Here is a 19,746-nt window from a genome sequence, read left to right on the forward strand (position 1 = left end):
CCACCATCCTCGCTTATAGTGTAATCCGTGTACGTTCCTCAGCGGAACGAAGACAAGCTTCGAGTACCTTCATATTAGCCACAGCATCGGAAGATGCGAAACGCAGATCTTTACCTTGGAGTACTGCCCGTGCCATATCATCTCCCTGAAGGGAATAATGATTGACCTGTGGTACTTCAATCTCCCTGCGCTCGCCGCCAGCCGTTACATAGAAGTTCGAGCTGCGGTCCGGGTTGCTGATAAACGCAGACGGTACCTCGATAATGCCATCTGATCCAAGCACCTCCAGCGTATTGCGGAAGGCTGCCCACATGCTGCTGTCAAAGGTTACGCCAACATGGTCATTGAATTCGAGCAATCCGGAAGCCATCATGTCCACATGGTCATGTTCAGGGGAGAACATGCCAATGACCGTGACCGCAGAGGGTTCCTGGCCGAGCAGCAAACGCGCTGCACTAATGGAATAACAGCCGATATCATAGAGAGCGCCGCCGCCCCATTCACGTTTGAATCTGACATTGCCCGATGAACCGGAATTATTAAAAGAAAATGTACTATGAATGCCGCGGATTTCACCAATTTCGCCGCTGGCGATCACGTCTCTGATCTGGTCATAACGGGGATGATGCCGATACATAAAGGCCTCAGCAAGCAGTACTCCTGCATCATCACAGGCTTGCGCCATTTCACGGGCTTCCTGCTCGGTTAACGCGAGCGGTTTCTCGCATAAAATATGTTTGCCCGCCTCTGCCGCACGAATCGTCCACTCCCGGTGGAGATGATTGGGGAGGGGGATGTAAACAGCGTCAATGGTGTCATCCGCCAGCAGGGCTTCATAGCTTCCATAAGCCTGGGCAATTCCAAGCTGATCGGCGGTCTGTTTCGCCTTTTCCTCGTCCCGGCTCGCGATCGCCGTCACTTCATTCAACTCCGATTGCTGCAAACCAGGAATGACAGAACCTTTGGCAATGCTAGCGCTACCAAGAATGCCCCAGCGCAATTTTTGATCTGAATTCATGAGTTGTTTCCTCCTGTGGATGAATGTATATTGTGATTATAAGGAATAGATCAATGAATGAAAATGATAATATATTGAGATCTCTTAACACAATATTGCTGGTCAAGGAGAATTATTCATGAATAGACAGACCGTATTGCTTACCCTTCAGGATATTCCATATTTTTGTTATCCCGAGTCGGTCGGGCATTATATGAATCATCCGCAGCACTCCGTATTGCGGGAGGCTGGTGCACTTAACAATTTTAATATTCACTATGTAGCTTCTGGTAAGGGATATGTGGAAGTGGACGGGATTATACACGAGCTTCGTGCAGGTCAAGCGGTACTTTATTTCCCCCAGCAGCGGCAGCACTATTACAGCAGTGAGGATGATCCGTGGGATGTGCGCTGGGTTCATTTTTATGGCGAGCGTCTTCATGACTATATGATTGAACGGGGGCTGCATCGCAATCTCCTGTGGACGCTGCGGCAGCAGGCCCCTTGGGAAGAAGCACATCTGGCCTTGCTCGATGAAGCCGAGCAGAACCGGATGCTGCGCCCGGCCCAGTTATCCACTCTGACGTATGCGGTCCTGGCTGAGTTCGTACAGCATGCGGTGCCCCTGAAAAATACACGTACCAGCCAAGCGGAGAATCGGATCCTGGGATTGCTTCCGCAGATGCAGCAGGAGGCATGTCAGCCGTTTCTGCTGCAGGACTGGGCTGATCTGGCGGGGGTTAGCTCGTACTACTTCTGCAAATTGTTCAAGAGTGCAGTCGAGATGACGCCGATGGAATTCGTAACCCGTTCCCGGCTGCAGATGGCGAAGCAGTGGCTGCTCGAGCGTCCAACGGCCAACATTGGACAGATTGCGGAGGAGGCGGGATACCCTAATGCCAGTTATTTTAACCGACAGTTTATGGCACATGAAGGTATGACACCCACAGAGTACCGAGGACTCTACCACAATTAGAATGGGTGGGGCTGTTGTGACCGCGAGATCGATTCATCCCGGGGTTTGACAGCGAGCCCGATCAAGTCTATTATGGATAAATTAAATCCGTATACAATGAGGTGACCTCATGAAATATTCAAAAGCAACGAACTATGCCTTGCATACCATGCTCCACCTTGTCATTACTGAACCGGAGCAGCTGGTTAGTGTACATCAACTCGCTGATTTGCAGAAAGTATCTCCAACCTATCTGTCCAAAATATTGACCAAGCTGGTCAAGGCCGGCATGATCGAATCGACTTCCGGAGCCAATGGTGGCTATCGTCTGAGTCGCAAAAATCCGGATCCTTCGTTTCTGGAGATCATTCATGCCATTGAAGGACAGGCTTCCCTGTTTGAATGCTCGCAGAACCATAATGAAGGCTGTTTGATTCAGCAGGTCATGGTTCATGCCGAAGAACAGATGGAGCACTATCTGAACAATAAGAAAATGTCCGAGCTGGCTGCCCAGATGAAAGAAGCACGTAAGGTGTAGCCTGCAGAGTTAACGAATAACTGAATCTTTGGTTGTAAAAAAGTCTGAGAGTGGGCATGAAGGTACATTGCCGGGCTTCCGGACTTTTTTCGTTGGCATAATTTATGAGTGAATGGGACTATGAAGTTGAGGATGTACGGGAAATAGGGTGATAGCCGTATTTCAAGGCAGGGTTAATGGGTTAATATGCAGGCGTATAATAAGCCGTTGTGCCTAATCCAAACGTAATGGTACAATAAGGAAGATTAATAGTACATATTTTAAACGAATTACATCTCTGGAGGGACAACACATGAGCCAATCAACCATCACAGGACTGGAACAATTGCTTGCGCTGGAAAACATCCGCAACACCAAAGCACGCTACTGCCGTTTTATTGATACGAAGCAATGGGACGCACTGGGTGATGTGTTTGCTCCGGATGCAGTGGCTGATTTCAGTACAGAAGGTAACCCCATCCCGGTATTAACGGGCCGCGACACTATCGTGCAGGTATTCCGTGATCTGGTAGATGTTGCTGTCACCGTACATCACGTGCACAGCGCCGAGGTTGAATTTGTATCCGAGAACGAAGCCAAGGTCATCTCTCCAATGGAGGATTGGGTAACGTTCCCTGAAGGCAATGAAAACAAATCCTTCCATGGATTTGGGCATTATCATGAGACGTTTGTCCAAATTGACGGTCAATGGTACATCAAGCATACAAGCTTGAAGCGTCTTCGTCTGGATCTGTTTGAATAGTCATAATAGATTTATAAAAATAAAATCAGAATAGTAAAAGCCCCAAGAACATGATGGATATGTCCTTGGGGCTTTCTTGTATAGGAAACCTGCCTGCAGCTCTTACGAGCTTAGATTAGACGAAGCAGAAGAGTCTTTTTTGCGGGACTGCATGCTCAGATATACCCAGGAGAACATAACGGAGGCCAGAGCAACCACGGTCATGCCCCAGAAAATATTCGTGTAGGCTGACGATAATGGCAATTGCTGCATCGCAGTCAGAGCCACGCCCGTTACGGCAACACTGAAGGCACCGCTGAAGAACTGGCTAAGCTGGAACAGACCCATGCCTGCGCCCACCTGATCCATGGTCAGGTTATTCGACAATTCGTTGGAAACGCTGGTTGTGAGAGCAGAGAAACCTACGCTCAGCAGGATATAGACAACCATAATGGCGTAAATGCTGTTGTCTGCAAACAGTGCGAACAATCCGGCGGCTGCCAGCAGCAGCCATGGTGCGAATCTGAGCAGCAATGTATTGCCATGGCGGTCGATCATTCGGCCAATCCGGTTGGATAGCAGCATGGATACCACTGCACCAGGGAAGATGACCAGTCCGGATTGGGCTGGAGTCAAGGCATACAGGTGAGCCAGAATCTGCGGCAGCAGGAACAGGGTTGAGAAGTTGTTGATGTAGGATACGATCCCGAGCGAGCTGAGCATCATATATTTTTTATTTTTGAAAAGGGCAGGCTGAACAAATGGATCAGCTGCACGGCGAATCCGGAGCCAGAACAAAAGAAGCGCTGCGACACCAACGACGAGGGTAAGCCATTCGCGTGAGGTGAGGAATAGAAGAACGCCCGTTGTTCCGATCGCCAGAAGCAGTGCACCCAGCAAATCGAACGAACCCTTTTGCGGCATTTCACTCGGAAGCAGTTTGAAAAATACAGGGATCAGGAATAACGTCAACCCGGTGACGATAAAGAGATCATGCCATCCGAGGAACTGTGTAATACTACCGCCGATGACTGGACCGAGTCCAAGTCCAAGGGAACTGGCGGACATGATGACGGCCATGGACTTGCCCCGGCGGTCACTCGGAACATAACGGGTAATGAGTACGATCGCGAGTCCCGGTACAGATGCGGCACCCGCTGCCTGAATCAGGCGCGCACAGAGCAGGATAATAAAATGATTACTGAAGAATCCCAGAACGGATGCAGCCCCCAGCAAGGTAAGACCGGTTGTAAACAGGGTCCGAATCGGGACAAAGTCCGATAGGCGTGAGAATGTGATCGACGATATGGCAAAAACGATGGAATACCCTGTTACAATCCAGGAAGAAGCAACGGATGAGAGCTGGAACTCGGCTGCGATCTTGGGCAGGGCGAGATTGAACATCATCGTATTCATGACGACGAGGACTACCGTGAAGCCAAGCAAACTTACAATTAAACCTTCCTGTAGCCCGGTCGTCCGTTCCCCGGATGATGCGGTTGCCGTGTTGTTCATGAAAACCTCCTTGAGAGAATAAGTAATTGCGCAACATTTCAGAAACGATATGTAACATTTGCAAAAGGTGGTATACAGTGAGCCCCATGCCAGACAGCAGGGGTTACATTGACGAAATCATTGGAAAGTTCGATTGGTATCGAACATTAGAAATATATCATGGAACTGTGTTAAAATACAATGGATAGTCTGAAAAAAGGAGACTACAGCATGAAAATTTTGCATCATCCTCAAGTGGAGGATATTGAACTTTCTTCCGTGTTGTACGCTTTGAGCGATCCAACCCGTCTTGGCATTGTTGCGGAAGCAGCCAGGAGTGGAGAGCAGCCCTGCAGTCATTTTAATGCACCTGTTGTGAAATCCACGATGTCCCACCATATTCGCACGCTGCGGGAAGCCGGAGTCATCCGGGTGCGTGTGCAGGGTACCCAGCACTTCCTTACACTAAGATCGGAAGATCTGGAAACACGATTCCCGGGCCTCCTGCAGCCTTTATTGCAGGCCGCTGCTCAGGCGTCCACCCATCATTCCTAAGATTTGTCCTTTCTTCAGGCTGAAGAGGGGGCATTTTTTATTTTAAAAGATAAGCATACTGCTGCGACATTCTATGTCGTACCATGTTCTCTATAATAACGGTGAACACACAAACCATATCGAAAAGAGGTTCACACACATTGGCAAAAACCAAAAGAGGACGCGTCCTGTGGAGTCTTCCTTCCAGAGGGCGGGGAACATGCCCGGTATGTAGCAGTACCCGGATTAAACTGTTGTACTCGCAAACGAAAACGGATGGCACAAGTCTGAAAGTTTGCAAGAAATGTTCCAAAGCTGTGCAATCCAGGGTGGATAAGGTGATCGTATAACATGCAGGCCTGTTCTTCGGAACGGGCCATGTCTTTTGATATAATGGATTTAAGATTTGCTCATTATAGAATTAAAGGGGGCGCAGAAGATGAGCAACATGCATCGCATTCACTGGTTTGACGAGCAGATTCGAAACGGACATTTTCCGAACAGCAGCTGGCTTGCCCGTGAATTCGAAATATCCCGGCGTCAGGCACAGCGTGATATTGAATATATGGCTATCTCCCTACGTGCCCCCTTAGTATATATTGCAAAGTATCGGGGGTATTGTTACGAGGATCAGACCTATCGACTACCCCATTTATATATGACCGAAGAAGAACAACGAGTGCTTAAATATCTGGCTCATCGTTATCGCCATTATGATCACGAACAATCAGAAGTGGTGAAGCGTGTGTCTCATCTGCTGGAACGTTTTACGCTGGAAGATCAGGAAACATGGAAGAGTCCGCTTCCTGTATTCGCAGCACCTCCTAAGCAGCTTCAGCACTTTGAATTGCTGTCCCACGCCATAACAGAATCACGTAAAGTACATATGCATTATAGGGATCACGCCGGGGAGCGGCAATTTTCGTGGTGCCCATTAAAGATGATATCCCAGTACAACGCTGATTACGTCGTTGGCTATGAAACGGATCCTGTTCAGCAAACAGCCATCCGTCTGGAGGGCATCATTCATGTGCGGATTACGAATGAGACATTTGAGTGCAGATCAGATTCATTGTTGGGTGGGTGGGAAGAACCACTGCCTGTTCGTAAACCGTTTGTAGCTGAGATCCGACTAAAGGAAGTGCAGCAAACAGAGCTATGGCAAGGGTATCGAATTCGAGCAAGGCAAGATCAGATTCATTCCGTTGAGTTTTATGACACGGATGCTTTCCTGCAGCATTTGTTTGTTAACGAGTGGGAGGAACTGTTATCTCCTGGGTGGCTCAAACGCAAGCTTCAGCAAAGTGCAGAAAGAATGATGGACAGACTTGCCATGCCAAGTAAAGCAAATGTGGAGTAGACCAACACCTTAGAAAGGAGAGATTCCTTTGGCTGAAGTATGGTTGGATAATCTAATGGTCAAGCGGGAGTCCAAATCGTATGTGGATAGCCTGTATGCTATATTGACCCACACGGGTCAGTTTCAGGGTACCAAGTATGTACTCGCCGGATATACGGGCATGGCTTTCAAACTTTCGGTGCATCGCAGGTTACTTCCCATGTCGGTTACAGCGTACGGACAATGGGGCGAAGCACATCGACCCGGAATCGATAACTTGGGAATATTCACGATTTGGGATGGGGGACGTACACGCCATGCCACATTTGAATATTACCAGCGGGAGGCAGTAAATTGGGTTAAACGTAGTCTTGATGAGGGCAAAGGGGTGATCTACTGGATTCCTGAATTCGGTGTCATCCATGGATATGATGACGCTGATCGCATCTTTTATGTACAAGACGGGTGGAATAAGGAACCGCAAATTTTGCTGTATGACAACTTCGGTCTAAACTTCACGGGGTTCTGGTATTGTCAGGTTTTTGGTGAGCAGGTCCGTATCTCCGAAAAGGATATGTTATTGGAATCCTTACGACTCGCGATTGAGGATTGGGATATTCCGTATCGTCTGCTCCCTGATCGAAATATTGCTTCCGGGAGAATGGCATATGATGTGTGGGTGCATGCCCTTCAGAGTGGGGATTACGATGAGTCCGGTGCAGCTTATCTATTGGAATCCTACTGTCAGTCCCGGACTGAAATTCACATGTATATGCAGGATTTCCGAGGAATATGGAACGAACTAGATCAGGCCTGCGCTTGCTATGACCAGCTTGGAACGTTAATTCACCGGATGAAGGGATGCATGGTTCAGCAGGATAACAGAAGGATGCTGCGGCCAGATGCAGCAGACGAACTTATACAGGATCTATTAAAGGCGAAAGAACTGGAGGAGCAGGCGATCCATTATTTTCGCATAATATCCCTAAAGTTTCCTGATCGTAAACGTTCTACTGTGCCACGCTGGGGGGCGCACTCGGCAAGATAGGAAGAGGGAGGGACGGAAGATGGCAAACCGAGAACTGCTGGATTTGATTCAATCCCCATATGCTCAGTACTCTGCGGGTGAACACGCATCTTGGCATGGTATGGGTTCATATACAGATGTGATGTATCGCATTTTAGTGCACAAACAGTGGACGAATTTTCCACGTCACATGATTGCGGGCATGACAGCAAGTGGATTTCGATTGGTGGTGGATCAGCACCTAACTACAGAATCGATCTCGGCGTACAACTGGATGGCAGAGAATTTTGTAGCGGCTGATTTTATTGGTGTGACGGCGAGTCAGGCAGCTGGATTTTCGTTCGAACCGACCTTTCCGTTGTATCAGAAGCAGGCTGTGCTGGATATTAAGGCATCCATTGACCGTGGTGTGGGAGCCATCTTGTGGCATGATCAATTTGTTGTTTGTGTTGGGTATGATGATCTGGAGAAGGTACTGTACATCTGTGAAAGTGAAGGGCGTGAAGTCTCTCGTTTGCCGTATGATTCTTTTGGACAAAACAGTACGCCCTATTGGTACTATCAGGTGCTCGAATCCCATCAAACCGTGGATATGTGGGAGGTCTGCAAGGAATCGTTGATTCAGGCTGTGTACAAATGGGAGACCCATGATTATATGCTGCCGCCCCGGGATTACACCTGTGGAGCTGCTGCATATTCGACCATTGCTGCGGTCCTGCAATCTGGAGTTTATGACACCGGTCAAGCTGCCAATGTTCTTCGATATTACGCCAAATCAAGACAGGATATTGCTTCCTATGTCACAGGGCTTGGGCACCTGTCGGATCAGATGGTTCATGTCATGCGGGAGTATGTGTCCCTGTCAGATCTTTATTTAGAGATAATTGAAATGGTGAATCATTCAGTCTTGTGGAATGCGAAGGAACCTGGGTGTGTACAGCGGGTAATAGTGCTTATCCATCAAGCAAAAGAAACGGAACAACGCGCCATTGATGCGATTAAGCATGCATTTCCAGAAACGATTGGCAATCGCTTTGAGGATATCGGACTGAGATAAGCCTGAACACTGTGGAGGGGGAATTCATACAGAAGTAAAAAAACCGGAGAAGGCTGAATGCAGCCTATCCGGTTTTATTTGTATTGTTATAGAATTACACATACTTATTTCAGCCTCAACAAGAAAAAATATACAAATTTTAAATTTGGGGTAATCGGCAGCCCCCTTTGTTCCGAATATTATAATAGATGGTCTTTTTTGGGTGATGGATATTGAAGGACAACAGGGGGCGGGAGTATGGTGCACAATCCGGAAACCATTCAGGAATGTATCGAAAAGGCACGGCAGAGGCTCTACCAGATTGCAAATACACATGCAGAATTGTGGCATCCGGAGGTCATTCGTCAATCGATGGTTCTGGATGAGTTAATTAATGAATATAACAAGGCCATTCGCATACACGGCAAAACAACCCGAGACGAAAGCCCCGGGATAAGATGATGCGGAATATTCCGCGTTCGTTCTATTCTTTTACCGCCCCAAGCACAATCCCCTTGACGAAGAAACGCTGCAGGAACGGATACACGAGCAGAATCGGCAGAGCGCCGATGAAAATCTGTGCGGCATTGACCGTACGCTGTGACATGTTCTGAAGCTGCGTAGCATCCACGTTCATATTGGAGAAGTCCTGCTGCACGATAATGGTCTGCATCAACGTAGCCAGTGGATATTTGGAAGCATCATTCATGTAGATCAGCCCGTCAAACCAGGAGTTCCATTGTCCTACCATCGTGAATAGCGAGATTGTTGCAATCGCAGGCATGGACACAGGCAGATAGATTCGAAACAGAGTTGTGATATGGTTAGCACCATCAATGAAAGCCGCCTCTTCCAGCTCTTTCGGAACGTTACGGAAGAAGTTCATCATAAGAATCAGGTTCCAGACCGCCACTGCTCCCGGCAGAATCAGTGCCCACAGCGTATTGATCAGCCCGAGCTTTTGAATCAAAATGTAGGACGGAATCAGCCCGCCGCTGAACAGCATCGTGAATATGAAAAACCAGGCATACATAGAACGTCCCTTAAAATGAAGACTCTCCTTCGATAAAGGATAGGCAGTCAGAATGACCAGCACCATGCTGAGCAGTGTGCCCAGAACGGTACGCTGGACCGAGATCCAGAGCGCACTCAGGAAATTGCTGTTACCAAACGTTTTGGTATAGGCATCTACCGTAAAATCAATCGGCCACAGTGTGACGAGATTGGCAGAGGCGGCTGCCTTGCCGCTGAACGAGACCGCCAGAATATGAACAAGCGGCAGCACACAGAGCAGCGAAACGGCTGCAATGAAGAACAGGTTAAAGCCGTTAAATATCCGATATCCGGTTGTTTTGTGATACACCTTGATTCCCCCTTAATGCAGTATGCTAAACCCCTTAGAAAATGCGGTAATTGGCGATTTTGTAAGCCATCCGGTAGGCAGTAATGACCAGGAACATCGCGACAAAAGACTTGAATAATCCAACGGCCGTTGCAAAGCTCATTTTGCCATTCAGAATACCCATCCGGTACACAAACGTATCGATAATATCGCCTTTCTCATACACGAGCGGATTGTACAGATTGAAGATCTGGTCAAATCCTGCATTCAGAATATTACCAAGGGAAAGTGTGCCCACCACGATAATCATCGGCACCAGGGCAGGCAGTGTAATGTGCAGCGTCTGTTTAAGTCGTGTTGCCCCATCCACTTCGGAAGCTTCATACAGAGCCGGATTAACCCCCGCCAGTGCTGCCAGAAATACGATCGTGCCAAATCCAAATTCCTTCCATACATCACTGATGACTACCGTTACCCGGAACCAGTCGCCATCTCCGAGAAAGAAGATCGGTTCAATCCCGGCAGCCGCCAGCACCTGATTCACCAGTCCGCCCTCGGGTGAGAGCATGTCGAGCAGAATGCCGCCAAGTACAACCCAGGACAGGAAGTGGGGCAGGTACACCAGAGTCTGCGAAAAACGTTTAAATGTCGAGTTCCGTACCTCATTCAGCAAAATGGCGAACACGACCGGGGCCACCAGGCCGGCCACAATTTTCATCGAAGCGATGAGTACGGTGTTCCAGATCACCTGTACACTATCCGGATACTCGAACATGAACCGGAAGTTATCCCATCCCACCCATTTGGAGCCAGTGAATCCCAGCCACGGTTTAAAATCCTGAAAAGCAATAATAATGCCGCCCATAGGCACATAGGCGAACAGCAATGTGAGCAGTACAGCAGGCAGCAGCATCAAATGCAGCGGCCATGTACGTTTGAAGTTCCAGCGGGTGCGTTTGCGTGGATGATGTATCGCCTGCCGCACCGGCGTGTTGGTTGTTAACGGTTGTTCCATAGCCATCAGGGTCCCTCCTTTATCTCGTCCAGCCTCTGCATCGTGAGGCATCTCAGCCTCTGCAAAAAGTGGAGCAACTGAATTATAGCAACGGAAAAGGGCGGCCTATAGACCAACATTTCAAGGCGAATGTTGATTTATTAACCTGTTGAAGCAAACGATGATTACAAAATCAATATAGATATGAAAGGGTTTTCAATATAAAATAGGACTTCGGTAACGTTCGATACTATTTCGGGACAGGGTGAAACGATGAAATTCACAGTATTTGCGAAAACGGTTATTCTGCTCATCTGTCTGCTGGTGCCAATCTTGCTGCTCTATACATACGCCAACCAGGCAAATGTGGACATGGTGGTGGAGGAGAAACAGCAGTCGAGCTTGAATCAGTTCAATTATTTCAGTTCCCAGGTAGATAAAAATATTGAGCAGCTCTCGCTCTACGGGCTTACCCTCCTCAGGGACCCCAGCATATTACACTACCGTTACATGACGGAAACGACGAGCCAGTATGAAAAGAACAGCATTTATCTGGATATTCTCGACAAGTTATCGCTGTACCAGTCCACCAGCCGCTGGAAGAACGATATTACAATCCTGCTTCCGCAGGCAGAGCTTGTGTTATCCACCAAGGCAAGCCGCACCGTCTTTAATGAAAATATGCTGAAGTTTCCCCAGCCTGGACAATGGCAGCTGGAAGACGGGAGTTTTACCTTTTTCTTCACGGATAACTATGAGTGGAGTGCCAAACCCGTAACAACGGGTGTTCGAACCGTAATGGAGATTAATTTTGATCCGATGAATATTGTAGCCATGCTGGACGACTTCAAGGAGGCGCAGGGAGGAGATCCTTTTCTGTTTGTGCCGGGCAATGAACCCTTATTAAACCGCAGTGCGGACCCCGAGTTGGTGAAAGCCATTATGGAGGAGATGCCTTTGGACGGACTGGGCAGTGAGGGCAACCATCAGCTGGAGGCGGGTGGCAAGCAGTATCTGGTCAGCTATGTTCGCTCCAAACAGCTTCATGGCGTCTATGTGAACCCCGTTGTGCTGGATGATCTGCTCACCCCGATGGACAAGAGCCGGAACATGTTTATTACGTCCATTCTGCTGCTGCTGGTTCTAAGCATTGGGGCGGCACTTCTGCTCTACCGTAAAGTCCAGATTCCGATCTATCGCCTGATGCAGGGGCTGCAGCAGATTCGCAAGGGCCAGCTGTCGACCCGGATTCCGGTGGATCATTCACGTGATGAATTCGCGTATCTGACCCAGAGCTTCAACCATATGGCGGAACAAATTCAGGAACTGATCGAGAAGGTATATGAGGAACGAATTCGTTCACGGGAAGCAACGCTTAAGCATTTGCAGTCACAGATTAATCCTCACTTCCTGTACAACTGCCTCTTTTATATTAAAAATATGACCCAGCTCGGCCATTCGAAAGCCGTAATTGCGATGTCGCTGAGTCTTGGTGACTACTACCGGTACATCACCCGGGATGAGAATGACATGACGTCAGTGGAAGGGGAGATTCGGCTGCTCGACAATTATTTGTCCATTCAACAGATGCGGACCAACCGTTTATCCTATGAAATTGCCGTCCCGCAGGAGATGATGCAGCAGCAGATCCCAAGACTGCTCATTCAGCCAATTGTGGAGAACGCCGTAATTCACGGTATTGAGCCGAGTGAGGGCAGCGGTCATGTCGTGGTGACGGGGATGTCGGCAAAGGAGCGGATCAATGGCAAACAGCTTATACGATACAGTCTGTTTGTAGATAACGATGGTGTTACGTTGACACCTGAAGAAATTGCAGAATTGGAACGAGAGGTCAATGAGCCTATGGGCGAGGAGATTGGCACAGGCACCTGGAACGTACATCAGCGTCTTGTTACGCGATATGGGCATTCATCGGGGCTTCATTTTGCAGCGATTCCTTACGGGGGACTTAGTGTGGAAATACGATGGTTTGAGGAGGAACAGTCTCATGATGAATCTGATGGTCGTGGATGATGAACATTCGGCGGTGGAGTCTATCGCATCCTCCATTGCTTGGAGAGAATATGGAATTGGTCAGGTATACAAGGCGTATTCGGTCAAGGAAGCTTTGCAGCAGATGGCTTCACATCAGGTCCATATTATCATTACGGATATCCGTATGCCGGGTTTGTCGGGGCTTGATCTGGTGAGTCATATTCGGCAAAAGTGGGAGCGGACCAAATGCATTATTTTATCGGGTCATGCCTCTTTTGATTATGCGAAGCAGGCACTGAAGCATGGAACGGTAAGTTACCTGCTTAAGCCGGTACGGGATGAGGAACTGATCGAAGCCGTGCAGCAGGCCTCTGTCCAGATCCGACTGGAAGGAGAGAAACAGCAGCTGCACCAGCGCGCAATGTATTCGGTAAGGGAACATCTGCCGGAAAAACGGGCGGAATTAATGAAGGATGTGCTGCTCGGCCGCAAATTTGCCGAAGACGAACTCGTGAGCAAGCTGGAACAATTGGAGATCGGCTTCCGCCCCCAGGATAAAATGCAGCTGCTGCTCATCCGCTATGATGACCCGCAGCCAACCCACAAGGCATTCCGATTAATGAAATATGCCATTTCCAATGTGGTGGAAGAAATCTTCAGCAGCAGCTACCATCTCTGCCATACCGATGATGCATATGATGATCTGGTGTTCATGGCCTGTCCGAAACAGGCACAGTCCGATCCCGAATTGCTGCTGAGCCGGCTTGGCGAACGATTGATTCACAGTGTGAAACAGTATTTGAATGCCACCATCTCGCTGTCGGTCAGCCGGACAGGTCGTTTTCCGCACCAGATTCCGCAGCTGTATCATCAGGCCGTAAGTGCCCTGCGGAAGCAGGCTGAAGCAGGAAAAGGATTGCATCTTAATGCCGCTGCCAGCTCACATGGAGCTACATTGAAATCACTTGCGGCGCTGTATGAACCACCAAGCCTGACTACGCTGTTGGAAGCCGGGAGGATGGACGATGCCCATCGCAAGATTGATCAGATATTTGCCGAGTTAGCGGACAGTGTGTTTCCGGAGCATGTCTACGTTGCCTTTCATTATCTGGCGGCTGCGTTCTCCTACATGGCTCACCGGGAAGGCAAACAGCTAACGGATGTGCTTGGTGAACAGTATCAGCAGCTGCTGAAGGACGGTTATGGCGTATCGCTGCGCAGTCTGGAGGCATGGACCCGAAACGTCATGCATCAGTGGACAGAGCGTACCCAAGACTCGGGTCAAGAGAGTGGGTCTACCTTGATTCGGCAGGTACAGCACTGGATTGACCATCATCTGGGAGAAGACCTGTCCCTGCAGGTGATTGCGGGAGAGGTGCATCTGCATCCGGTGTATTTGTCCAAAATGTACAAACAGTCCACTGGTGAAGGAATCAGCGATTACATTATCCGTTCCAGAATGGAACGCGCCGTGCACTTGCTGAAGCATACCGGGATGAAGATCTATGAAGTCGGCCAGGAAGTGGGATATAACAACACCCCCTACTTCATTCAGGTGTTCCGCAAACATTATGGCCTGACACCACAGGATTTTCGGAACGGTTAACAAATCAATATGAACATTGAAATTGTGATATATGTTTGCCTCCCCGGCTGCACTATCCTTTTCATGTAAGGTGCATTAAGCATTGAATGATGCAAAATGCAGAAGGGTATTCAAAGTTACCTGAGGAGGGGTTTGTTCATGTATAGAAAGATGATGACGGCGTTGCTTGCATTGACGATGGTTGCTGTAACGGCATGCAGTTCGGGGGCCAAGGAGGAGCCGGCCAAGGAAGCGGCTGCGCCACTTGCGATGCAGGACGGGAAGTACGAACCAGCCGTGCAGATGAGCTATTTGCGGGCCTGGAACGATGATACGAAGTTCAAAAACGGCGAAACAGCACAGAGCAATGTGCACACCAAATGGGCCAAGGAACGGCTTGGCATCGACCTGACCACACCGTGGGCTGTATCGGTGACCAATGATGCATTTTATACGAAGCTGCGCCTGTCCCTGTCGGCCAACGAAGAGCTGCCGGATATTGTCTCCATCCGTGGGGACTACAATCTGGTGCGTGAGTTGATCGAATCCGGCAAATTTGCCGATGCAGGTGAACTGTTTGATCAATACGCTTCGGACACGTGGAAACAGGCGTCCGAATCGGCACCCGAAGAATGGTACCCCTACATGTATGAGGGTAAGCGTTACGGCATTCCGATTTTCGATTATGCCTATAACGGCGATCCGGTGATGTTTATCCGGGAAGATTGGTTGAAGAAGCTGGGACTGGAAGAACCAAAAACGATCGAGGAGCTTGTTGCGGTCATGGATGCATTTACGAATCAGGATCCGGACGGTAATGGGAAGAAGGATACGTATGGTCTGACTGTTGGCATGAAAAATGCCCTTAATACGTGGATGACCGAGTCCGGCTGGATCTTCGGCATGTATAACACGATGCCTGGGCAATGGAATGAGGCAGAGGACGGAACACTGCAATACGGCTCGGTACAACCGGGAGTGAAGGAAGGCCTTGCCACGATGAAGGATTGGCTGTCCAAAGGCTATCTGCCTAAGGAAGCTGGCGTATATGATGAGATCAAGGCGGCAGAGCTGTTTACAGCAGGCAAAGCCGGAATCATTGTGGGTCCGCACTGGATGCCGAACTGGCCGATTGATGATGTGAAGAAAAATGTGGACGGTGCCACATACAAAGCCATTGCCCTGCCAACCGGGCCAACGGGCGAGAGCCATCACCATGGTTCCGGCGCAAGCAACGGGGTTGTATTGATCAACAAGGATATGGCTAACCCGGAAGTGTTCTTCACATATCAGAATTATCTGTTCGACAACTTTGCCAACCCGGAAGTCGGCAGCGAATTTGAGCATGGTTTTGCCCAAGGGTATGATTTTGACATTGTGGACGGGAAAGTCGTTGGCGAAGCTGAAGTAAAAGATGGCGTATCGCCGCTGAAATACACGATTACCTATGATGGTGCACGGATTCCCGACCTGATGATGGATACGCTGGCAGAGCTGGCGACAGGCAAGGAGCCTGAGACACCTTTTGAGAAAAATACGAGCATTGCCAACAAACCCGAGGTGTTCGCTGCGGCTCAAGTCGTGGTAGCTCATAAGGACGATGCCATCAAGAACAAATTCACGGGTGCGCCAACCGATACGATGAAGATGAAGAAGGATGCACTCGACAAGCTGGAAAAGGATACGTTCAGCAAAATTATCTACGGCCAAGTCGGCATTGAGGAATTCGATGCCTTTGTAACGAAGTGGAAGTCCATGGGCGGCGATGATATTACCGCCGAAGTGAACGAATGGTATAAAACCGTGAATTAATGCGGTGAATAGTTCATGGTATGAATTGAAATGTTGAAATTGACATGAGAACGGAGAGGACAGAAAAGACCTGGAGAAGCGAAGCGTTTGCCTTTATCACCGGATTTCTTCCTCTGGTAATCGAATCAAAGAAATCTGGGGATAACAGCAATCGGAAGGTTTTCTGTACTCGCAGTGGCTATATGTACAATCTGTTTCTATTTATGCAGATGGAATCATACTAAAGTATTAAAAGAGGGAAGAACGTTTCGTGAATACACCGGATTTGGGTGGGAAATCGCCTAATTCCGGTGTATTTTCTTATACGGGAAGAATGGAGAAGACGAGATAGAGAGTTCTGTTGTATCTCAATAGGTTTAACAACCGTGCCTAGGTCTTATTGTTCCGGCCGTGTATGAGAGAGTAAAATAATAGGTGTTATGCGAACATCAATACGCATTTTGAACATGCATGGCTATGGAGCGATCCTGGATGAATATAACAATGAATATTACTCAGGGAATTTAGATGTTGAAAGGCAGGGAGAGTAGATGAGCACACTTTATGATCAGGCGATGGAAGAGATGATTGAGGCCATTCATGAATGGTTTGACGAACAGGCGAAGCGGAACGACCTAGAGAAGACCGTGAAGCGAACCACGCTGCAGATGGGTATCTTCGATGATATTCTACTGGAATACAAGCCGGGGCGTACCATTGTTGACAGTGTGGATCTTGGTTTGGATGACGGCTTGAAATCAAAGAACACGGGCCCCTTTACCGCAGAGCAGGTGCGCAATGAATTCCAGCCTCAGCTTGTAAAAGTGGTTCAGGGAAGGTTGGACGAGCTGACGGATTCACCGTTGATCGACTACCGCTTCACCTTTCGCGGAAAATTCCCGACAACAGAAGGAAAGCTGCAATTGACGCTGCTTGAATATATCAATGAAGAGAAGAAAGAGCAGTTGCTTGAACGAATTCATACGTACGTAGAACAAAAGCTGGAACACGGTACATATCCAACGAAGCCGCTGGAATCCTTTTTTCTGACGCGTCATCTGGTTGATCCGGAACTCTTTCCAGAACTGGATATTGCTTGGGTCATCGCTCAATATGAGCGTATCCAGGAATTAAATAAAGGACGTCAGGATGCCTTGGCAGAGCATCGCGGTAACATTATTCGTGCGTTGACGGATTGGGCAGAGAATCGGTTTTTGCCTCAGTATTATGATGTCCAGTCATCAGCGTACAGGTCCAATGAATATAAACTTAAGCCAGGCGCAGTACTGGAACAGAACGAGTCTCAGGCTGGAGGTGAGAGCCAACAGCAGGCAGCACAGCCAATTGATCTGCTGCTGTACGCAGCTGTCATGATTCTCCGTTATGAACCCAGCTACAGCAAACCGAGAGGGCTTACATTTTTGGAACTGGCGAAACAGCTGGGCAGCAGCCGTGCAGCAGCCGTGCAGCCCGGATGATGACGGAAGGCAGCGGCACCTATGCGGAGGAAGATATTCATGTGAAAAATGAACAGGTGGAATGCACTGCCAACGATGTGTTCTCCATCATGACCATCATGATTCGCAAGGAGGAAGCATCTGCCTATGAACAGGCTCTTGCTTTTATGATTCGTTTGCTGAAGCAAGGCTTTCCGAAAAATTACAAGATCAAGCTCAAATCCAGCGTGAAGCAGTATTTGCCGGTTAAGGGACTCGCGAAGTCGGACACTCACCGATTTTTCGCAAATGCACTGGCGTACCCGGACCTGCATCCTCTTCTTGAAGAGTACGCTCGTGAAGCCATCGAGGAATTTGAATGGTACGCAGATACGGAAGGCGAAAAGAGCTGCATGCCGGGCACCTATGCCACATTTGGTCTTGGACTCGCAGATGAGCGGTATTTCCCGTTGGTTGAATTTTATATGGGAAAAGTGGACGATGAGCACCAGTTGGTGCAGGACAAATTCACCGTTGCCTTTGCTGAAAAACACGGCATAACTGCCAGCTCTGTACCTGCATTGGTTGCCTGTTTACGGCGTTCAACGGATGACTTGAAGCTGAAAATTCAGCCGGAACTGGAAAACGAAGAGAAGCTGGCGCTTTATGTGCAGCAAATAAGTGGATTGGAAAAATATGAAGTAGAGCGTGTGTTATATCCAATCTGGGGCAAGGTGGAGAAGCTTGCAGCTCTGGCCCGCAAGGCTGAAGGGAAACGGAAAGAGCTGCTGCTGGAGCTGCTGCAGGCCGCAGGAAAGTAGACTTATCCAACATTGGATACTGGGTAACTTGCACAGGGAGAGGGGAGAGCAATGGCTTTATTGACTCGTGGCATATGGGCGGGGTTATCTGTTCTGGCAAAAGAAGAACTGCTGCGCAGAATGGTCGACCGGGGTCCAGCAGGTATGGAATATGCAGGTGTACGAGCGTTCGAACGATACGGCCAGCGAATCGAGACGGGGATGTTTTCGCACGCAGGGCGAAGCTTTGTCTTTGTGCCGGGAGATCGTGTTACCTTAGGGTGGAATCGGTGGCAGGATGGCATGAATCAAGAAACCTCGGCAGATCTGCATGAGACGGTAATCGAGTATGGCGTTGAGGACGTGGACTCTTTTCTGGCAAGCCAAATGTCTCCTATGAGAGAAGTAGATATCGCCCCCATGCTGGTGGAATGTGGTACACAATCACTTGGGTGGATTGAAGTTACGGAAGAAGAAGCTCTGGCACAAAATGAACCTGATTTTGCAGCAGAGTTGGAGAAATTCAAGCATTCTGGACTGGGTGGATTCGAACGGTCTCAGGCCTTCCGCCTGGTTCGTCTAGGTGAGGATGTGCGGATCCTATTATACAATGAAGGGCTCACGTTCGAGGACTTGCTTGAAGAAAATACTGAAGCGGGTTTTGATTTGCTTACCGAAGATGAATGGGAGTATCTGTATGGGGGCGGCTGTCGTACGTTGTTCCCCTGGGGGGACAGTTTTGATTACACGATGAAGTTGAGGCATTTTGGAAGTATGGAAGGGCTGAATGGAATGGTGGATGAATCCGCAGAGCTGCCCCCCATGTTATTTGAAGAAGATGACCGCCCGTATGATCTGGAGCTCCCTAACTTTTTTGGCGTCCGGTTTGCCGGGGATCCCTATAAGTATGAACTGACGATTGGCCATGCTGGAGAGATGTTCCCTAAAGGCGGAGATGGTGGTGGAATGATCTGTGGCGGCATGGGGCCATTGGTCAGTTTTCTGCCAGCTGCAGCCGTTTATTATCGTGACAGCAATGCCGGTGAACTGGATTGGGAGGATCTGATGGATTCCATGTACTATAGACGAGTCATTCGTTTAGCAGATTTGACCGTGTAGTCGCCCTGAACGTATTCATGGTTCAACCCTGTGCCGTTCCCCG

At 48.9% G+C, this 19,746-nt stretch carries 19 protein-coding genes; 15 read left to right on the forward strand and 4 right to left on the reverse strand.

Translation table 11 applies throughout. From position 1 onward, the window contains the following. Positions 1-13: 13 nt before the first annotated feature. Positions 14-1,018, reverse strand: a complete 1,005-nt coding sequence (locus AAIH57_RS25595; RefSeq protein ID WP_430023512.1) for a Gfo/Idh/MocA family protein — start codon at positions 1,016-1,018, stop codon at positions 14-16. Positions 1,019-1,136: 118 nt separating this feature from the next. Between AAIH57_RS25595 and AAIH57_RS25600 the strand changes: the two genes are divergently transcribed. The 3 genes from AAIH57_RS25600 to AAIH57_RS25610 all read left to right on the forward strand — a co-directional run bounded on the left by AAIH57_RS25600 (position 1,137) and on the right by AAIH57_RS25610 (position 3,232). Continuing rightward, positions 1,137-1,973 carry an AraC family transcriptional regulator gene (locus AAIH57_RS25600; protein ID WP_175395241.1) on the forward strand — a complete coding sequence of 279 codons (837 nt, stop codon included), beginning with the start codon at positions 1,137-1,139 and terminating at the stop codon, positions 1,971-1,973. 109 nt (positions 1,974-2,082) lie between these two features. Next, positions 2,083-2,490, forward strand: a complete 408-nt coding sequence (locus AAIH57_RS25605) for an RrF2 family transcriptional regulator (RefSeq protein ID WP_175395242.1) — start codon at positions 2,083-2,085, stop codon at positions 2,488-2,490. Between the two features lie 292 nt (positions 2,491-2,782). After that, complete coding sequence (locus AAIH57_RS25610; RefSeq protein WP_127539728.1) at positions 2,783-3,232, forward strand: nuclear transport factor 2 family protein; 450 nt, start codon at positions 2,783-2,785, stop codon at positions 3,230-3,232. Positions 3,233-3,334: 102 nt separating this feature from the next. On the opposite strand, the gene AAIH57_RS25615 is transcribed toward AAIH57_RS25610, so the two are convergent. After that, positions 3,335-4,726: an MFS transporter gene (locus AAIH57_RS25615; RefSeq protein ID WP_413037329.1), complete on the reverse strand. Its 1,392-nt coding sequence runs from the start codon at positions 4,724-4,726 to the stop codon at positions 3,335-3,337. Between the two features lie 210 nt (positions 4,727-4,936). Here AAIH57_RS25615 and AAIH57_RS25620 point away from each other — a divergent pair, with 210 nt between their 5' ends. The 6 genes from AAIH57_RS25620 (at position 4,937) to AAIH57_RS25645 (ending at position 9,103) form a co-directional block, all read left to right on the forward strand. Next, positions 4,937-5,260: an ArsR/SmtB family transcription factor gene (locus AAIH57_RS25620; RefSeq protein WP_175395244.1), complete on the forward strand. Its 324-nt coding sequence runs from the start codon at positions 4,937-4,939 to the stop codon at positions 5,258-5,260. Positions 5,261-5,400: 140 nt separating this feature from the next. Further along, positions 5,401-5,589, forward strand: a complete 189-nt coding sequence (locus AAIH57_RS25625; protein ID WP_246310822.1) for a hypothetical protein — start codon at positions 5,401-5,403, stop codon at positions 5,587-5,589. A gap of 89 nt (positions 5,590-5,678) precedes the next feature. Beyond that, complete coding sequence (locus AAIH57_RS25630) at positions 5,679-6,599, forward strand: helix-turn-helix transcriptional regulator (RefSeq protein WP_430023513.1); 921 nt, start codon at positions 5,679-5,681, stop codon at positions 6,597-6,599. A 28-nt stretch (positions 6,600-6,627) separates the two neighbouring features. After that, positions 6,628-7,626 (forward strand): hypothetical protein, encoded by a 999-nt coding sequence (locus tag AAIH57_RS25635; protein WP_430023514.1) that lies wholly within the window; start codon positions 6,628-6,630, stop codon positions 7,624-7,626. A gap of 19 nt (positions 7,627-7,645) precedes the next feature. Next, on the forward strand, positions 7,646-8,662 hold the full coding sequence (locus tag AAIH57_RS25640; RefSeq protein ID WP_430023515.1) for a hypothetical protein: 1,017 nt from the start codon (positions 7,646-7,648) through the stop codon (positions 8,660-8,662). Between the two features lie 237 nt (positions 8,663-8,899). Further along, entirely contained in the window at positions 8,900-9,103 is a 204-nt protein-coding gene (locus tag AAIH57_RS25645) for an aspartyl-phosphate phosphatase Spo0E family protein (protein WP_175395247.1), read from the forward strand. A gap of 22 nt (positions 9,104-9,125) precedes the next feature. Here AAIH57_RS25645 and AAIH57_RS25650 read toward each other — a convergent pair whose 3' ends face one another. Together AAIH57_RS25650 and AAIH57_RS25655 are read right to left on the reverse strand one after the other, a co-directional pair. Then, positions 9,126-10,004 carry a carbohydrate ABC transporter permease gene (locus AAIH57_RS25650; RefSeq protein WP_095292286.1) on the reverse strand — a complete coding sequence of 293 codons (879 nt, stop codon included), beginning with the start codon at positions 10,002-10,004 and terminating at the stop codon, positions 9,126-9,128. 34 nt (positions 10,005-10,038) lie between these two features. Continuing rightward, positions 10,039-10,896 carry an ABC transporter permease gene (locus AAIH57_RS25655; protein ID WP_430023570.1) on the reverse strand — a complete coding sequence of 286 codons (858 nt, stop codon included), beginning with the start codon at positions 10,894-10,896 and terminating at the stop codon, positions 10,039-10,041. A 354-nt stretch (positions 10,897-11,250) separates the two neighbouring features. On the opposite strand from AAIH57_RS25655, the gene AAIH57_RS25660 reads away from it, so the two are divergent. From AAIH57_RS25660 to AAIH57_RS25685, 6 genes are all read left to right on the forward strand, one after another. After that, the gene (locus AAIH57_RS25660; RefSeq protein ID WP_175395249.1) at positions 11,251-13,011 is read left to right on the forward strand and encodes a sensor histidine kinase; all 1,761 of its coding nucleotides are present in this window, start codon (positions 11,251-11,253) and stop codon (positions 13,009-13,011) included. Beyond that, positions 12,986-14,578 carry a response regulator transcription factor gene (locus AAIH57_RS25665; RefSeq protein ID WP_430023516.1) on the forward strand — a complete coding sequence of 531 codons (1,593 nt, stop codon included), beginning with the start codon at positions 12,986-12,988 and terminating at the stop codon, positions 14,576-14,578. Before AAIH57_RS25660 ends, AAIH57_RS25665 begins: the two co-directional genes overlap by 26 nt. A gap of 138 nt (positions 14,579-14,716) precedes the next feature. Next, entirely contained in the window at positions 14,717-16,369 is a 1,653-nt protein-coding gene (locus AAIH57_RS25670; RefSeq protein WP_430023517.1) for an extracellular solute-binding protein, read from the forward strand. A 530-nt stretch (positions 16,370-16,899) separates the two neighbouring features. Continuing rightward, positions 16,900-17,826 carry a DUF6138 family protein gene (locus AAIH57_RS25675; protein WP_430023518.1) on the forward strand — a complete coding sequence of 309 codons (927 nt, stop codon included), beginning with the start codon at positions 16,900-16,902 and terminating at the stop codon, positions 17,824-17,826. Beyond that, entirely contained in the window at positions 17,823-18,605 is a 783-nt protein-coding gene (locus AAIH57_RS25680; protein ID WP_430023519.1) for a DUF6138 family protein, read from the forward strand. Before AAIH57_RS25675 ends, AAIH57_RS25680 begins: the two co-directional genes overlap by 4 nt. Positions 18,606-18,656: 51 nt before the next feature. Further along, on the forward strand, positions 18,657-19,703 hold the full coding sequence (locus tag AAIH57_RS25685; RefSeq protein ID WP_430023520.1) for a hypothetical protein: 1,047 nt from the start codon (positions 18,657-18,659) through the stop codon (positions 19,701-19,703). Positions 19,704-19,746: the final 43 nt, after the last annotated feature.

It is taken from the genome of Paenibacillus sp. MABNR03 (assembly GCF_050455445.1).
GTDB classification, from domain to species: Bacteria; Bacillota; Bacilli; order Paenibacillales; family Paenibacillaceae; genus Paenibacillus; species Paenibacillus xylanilyticus.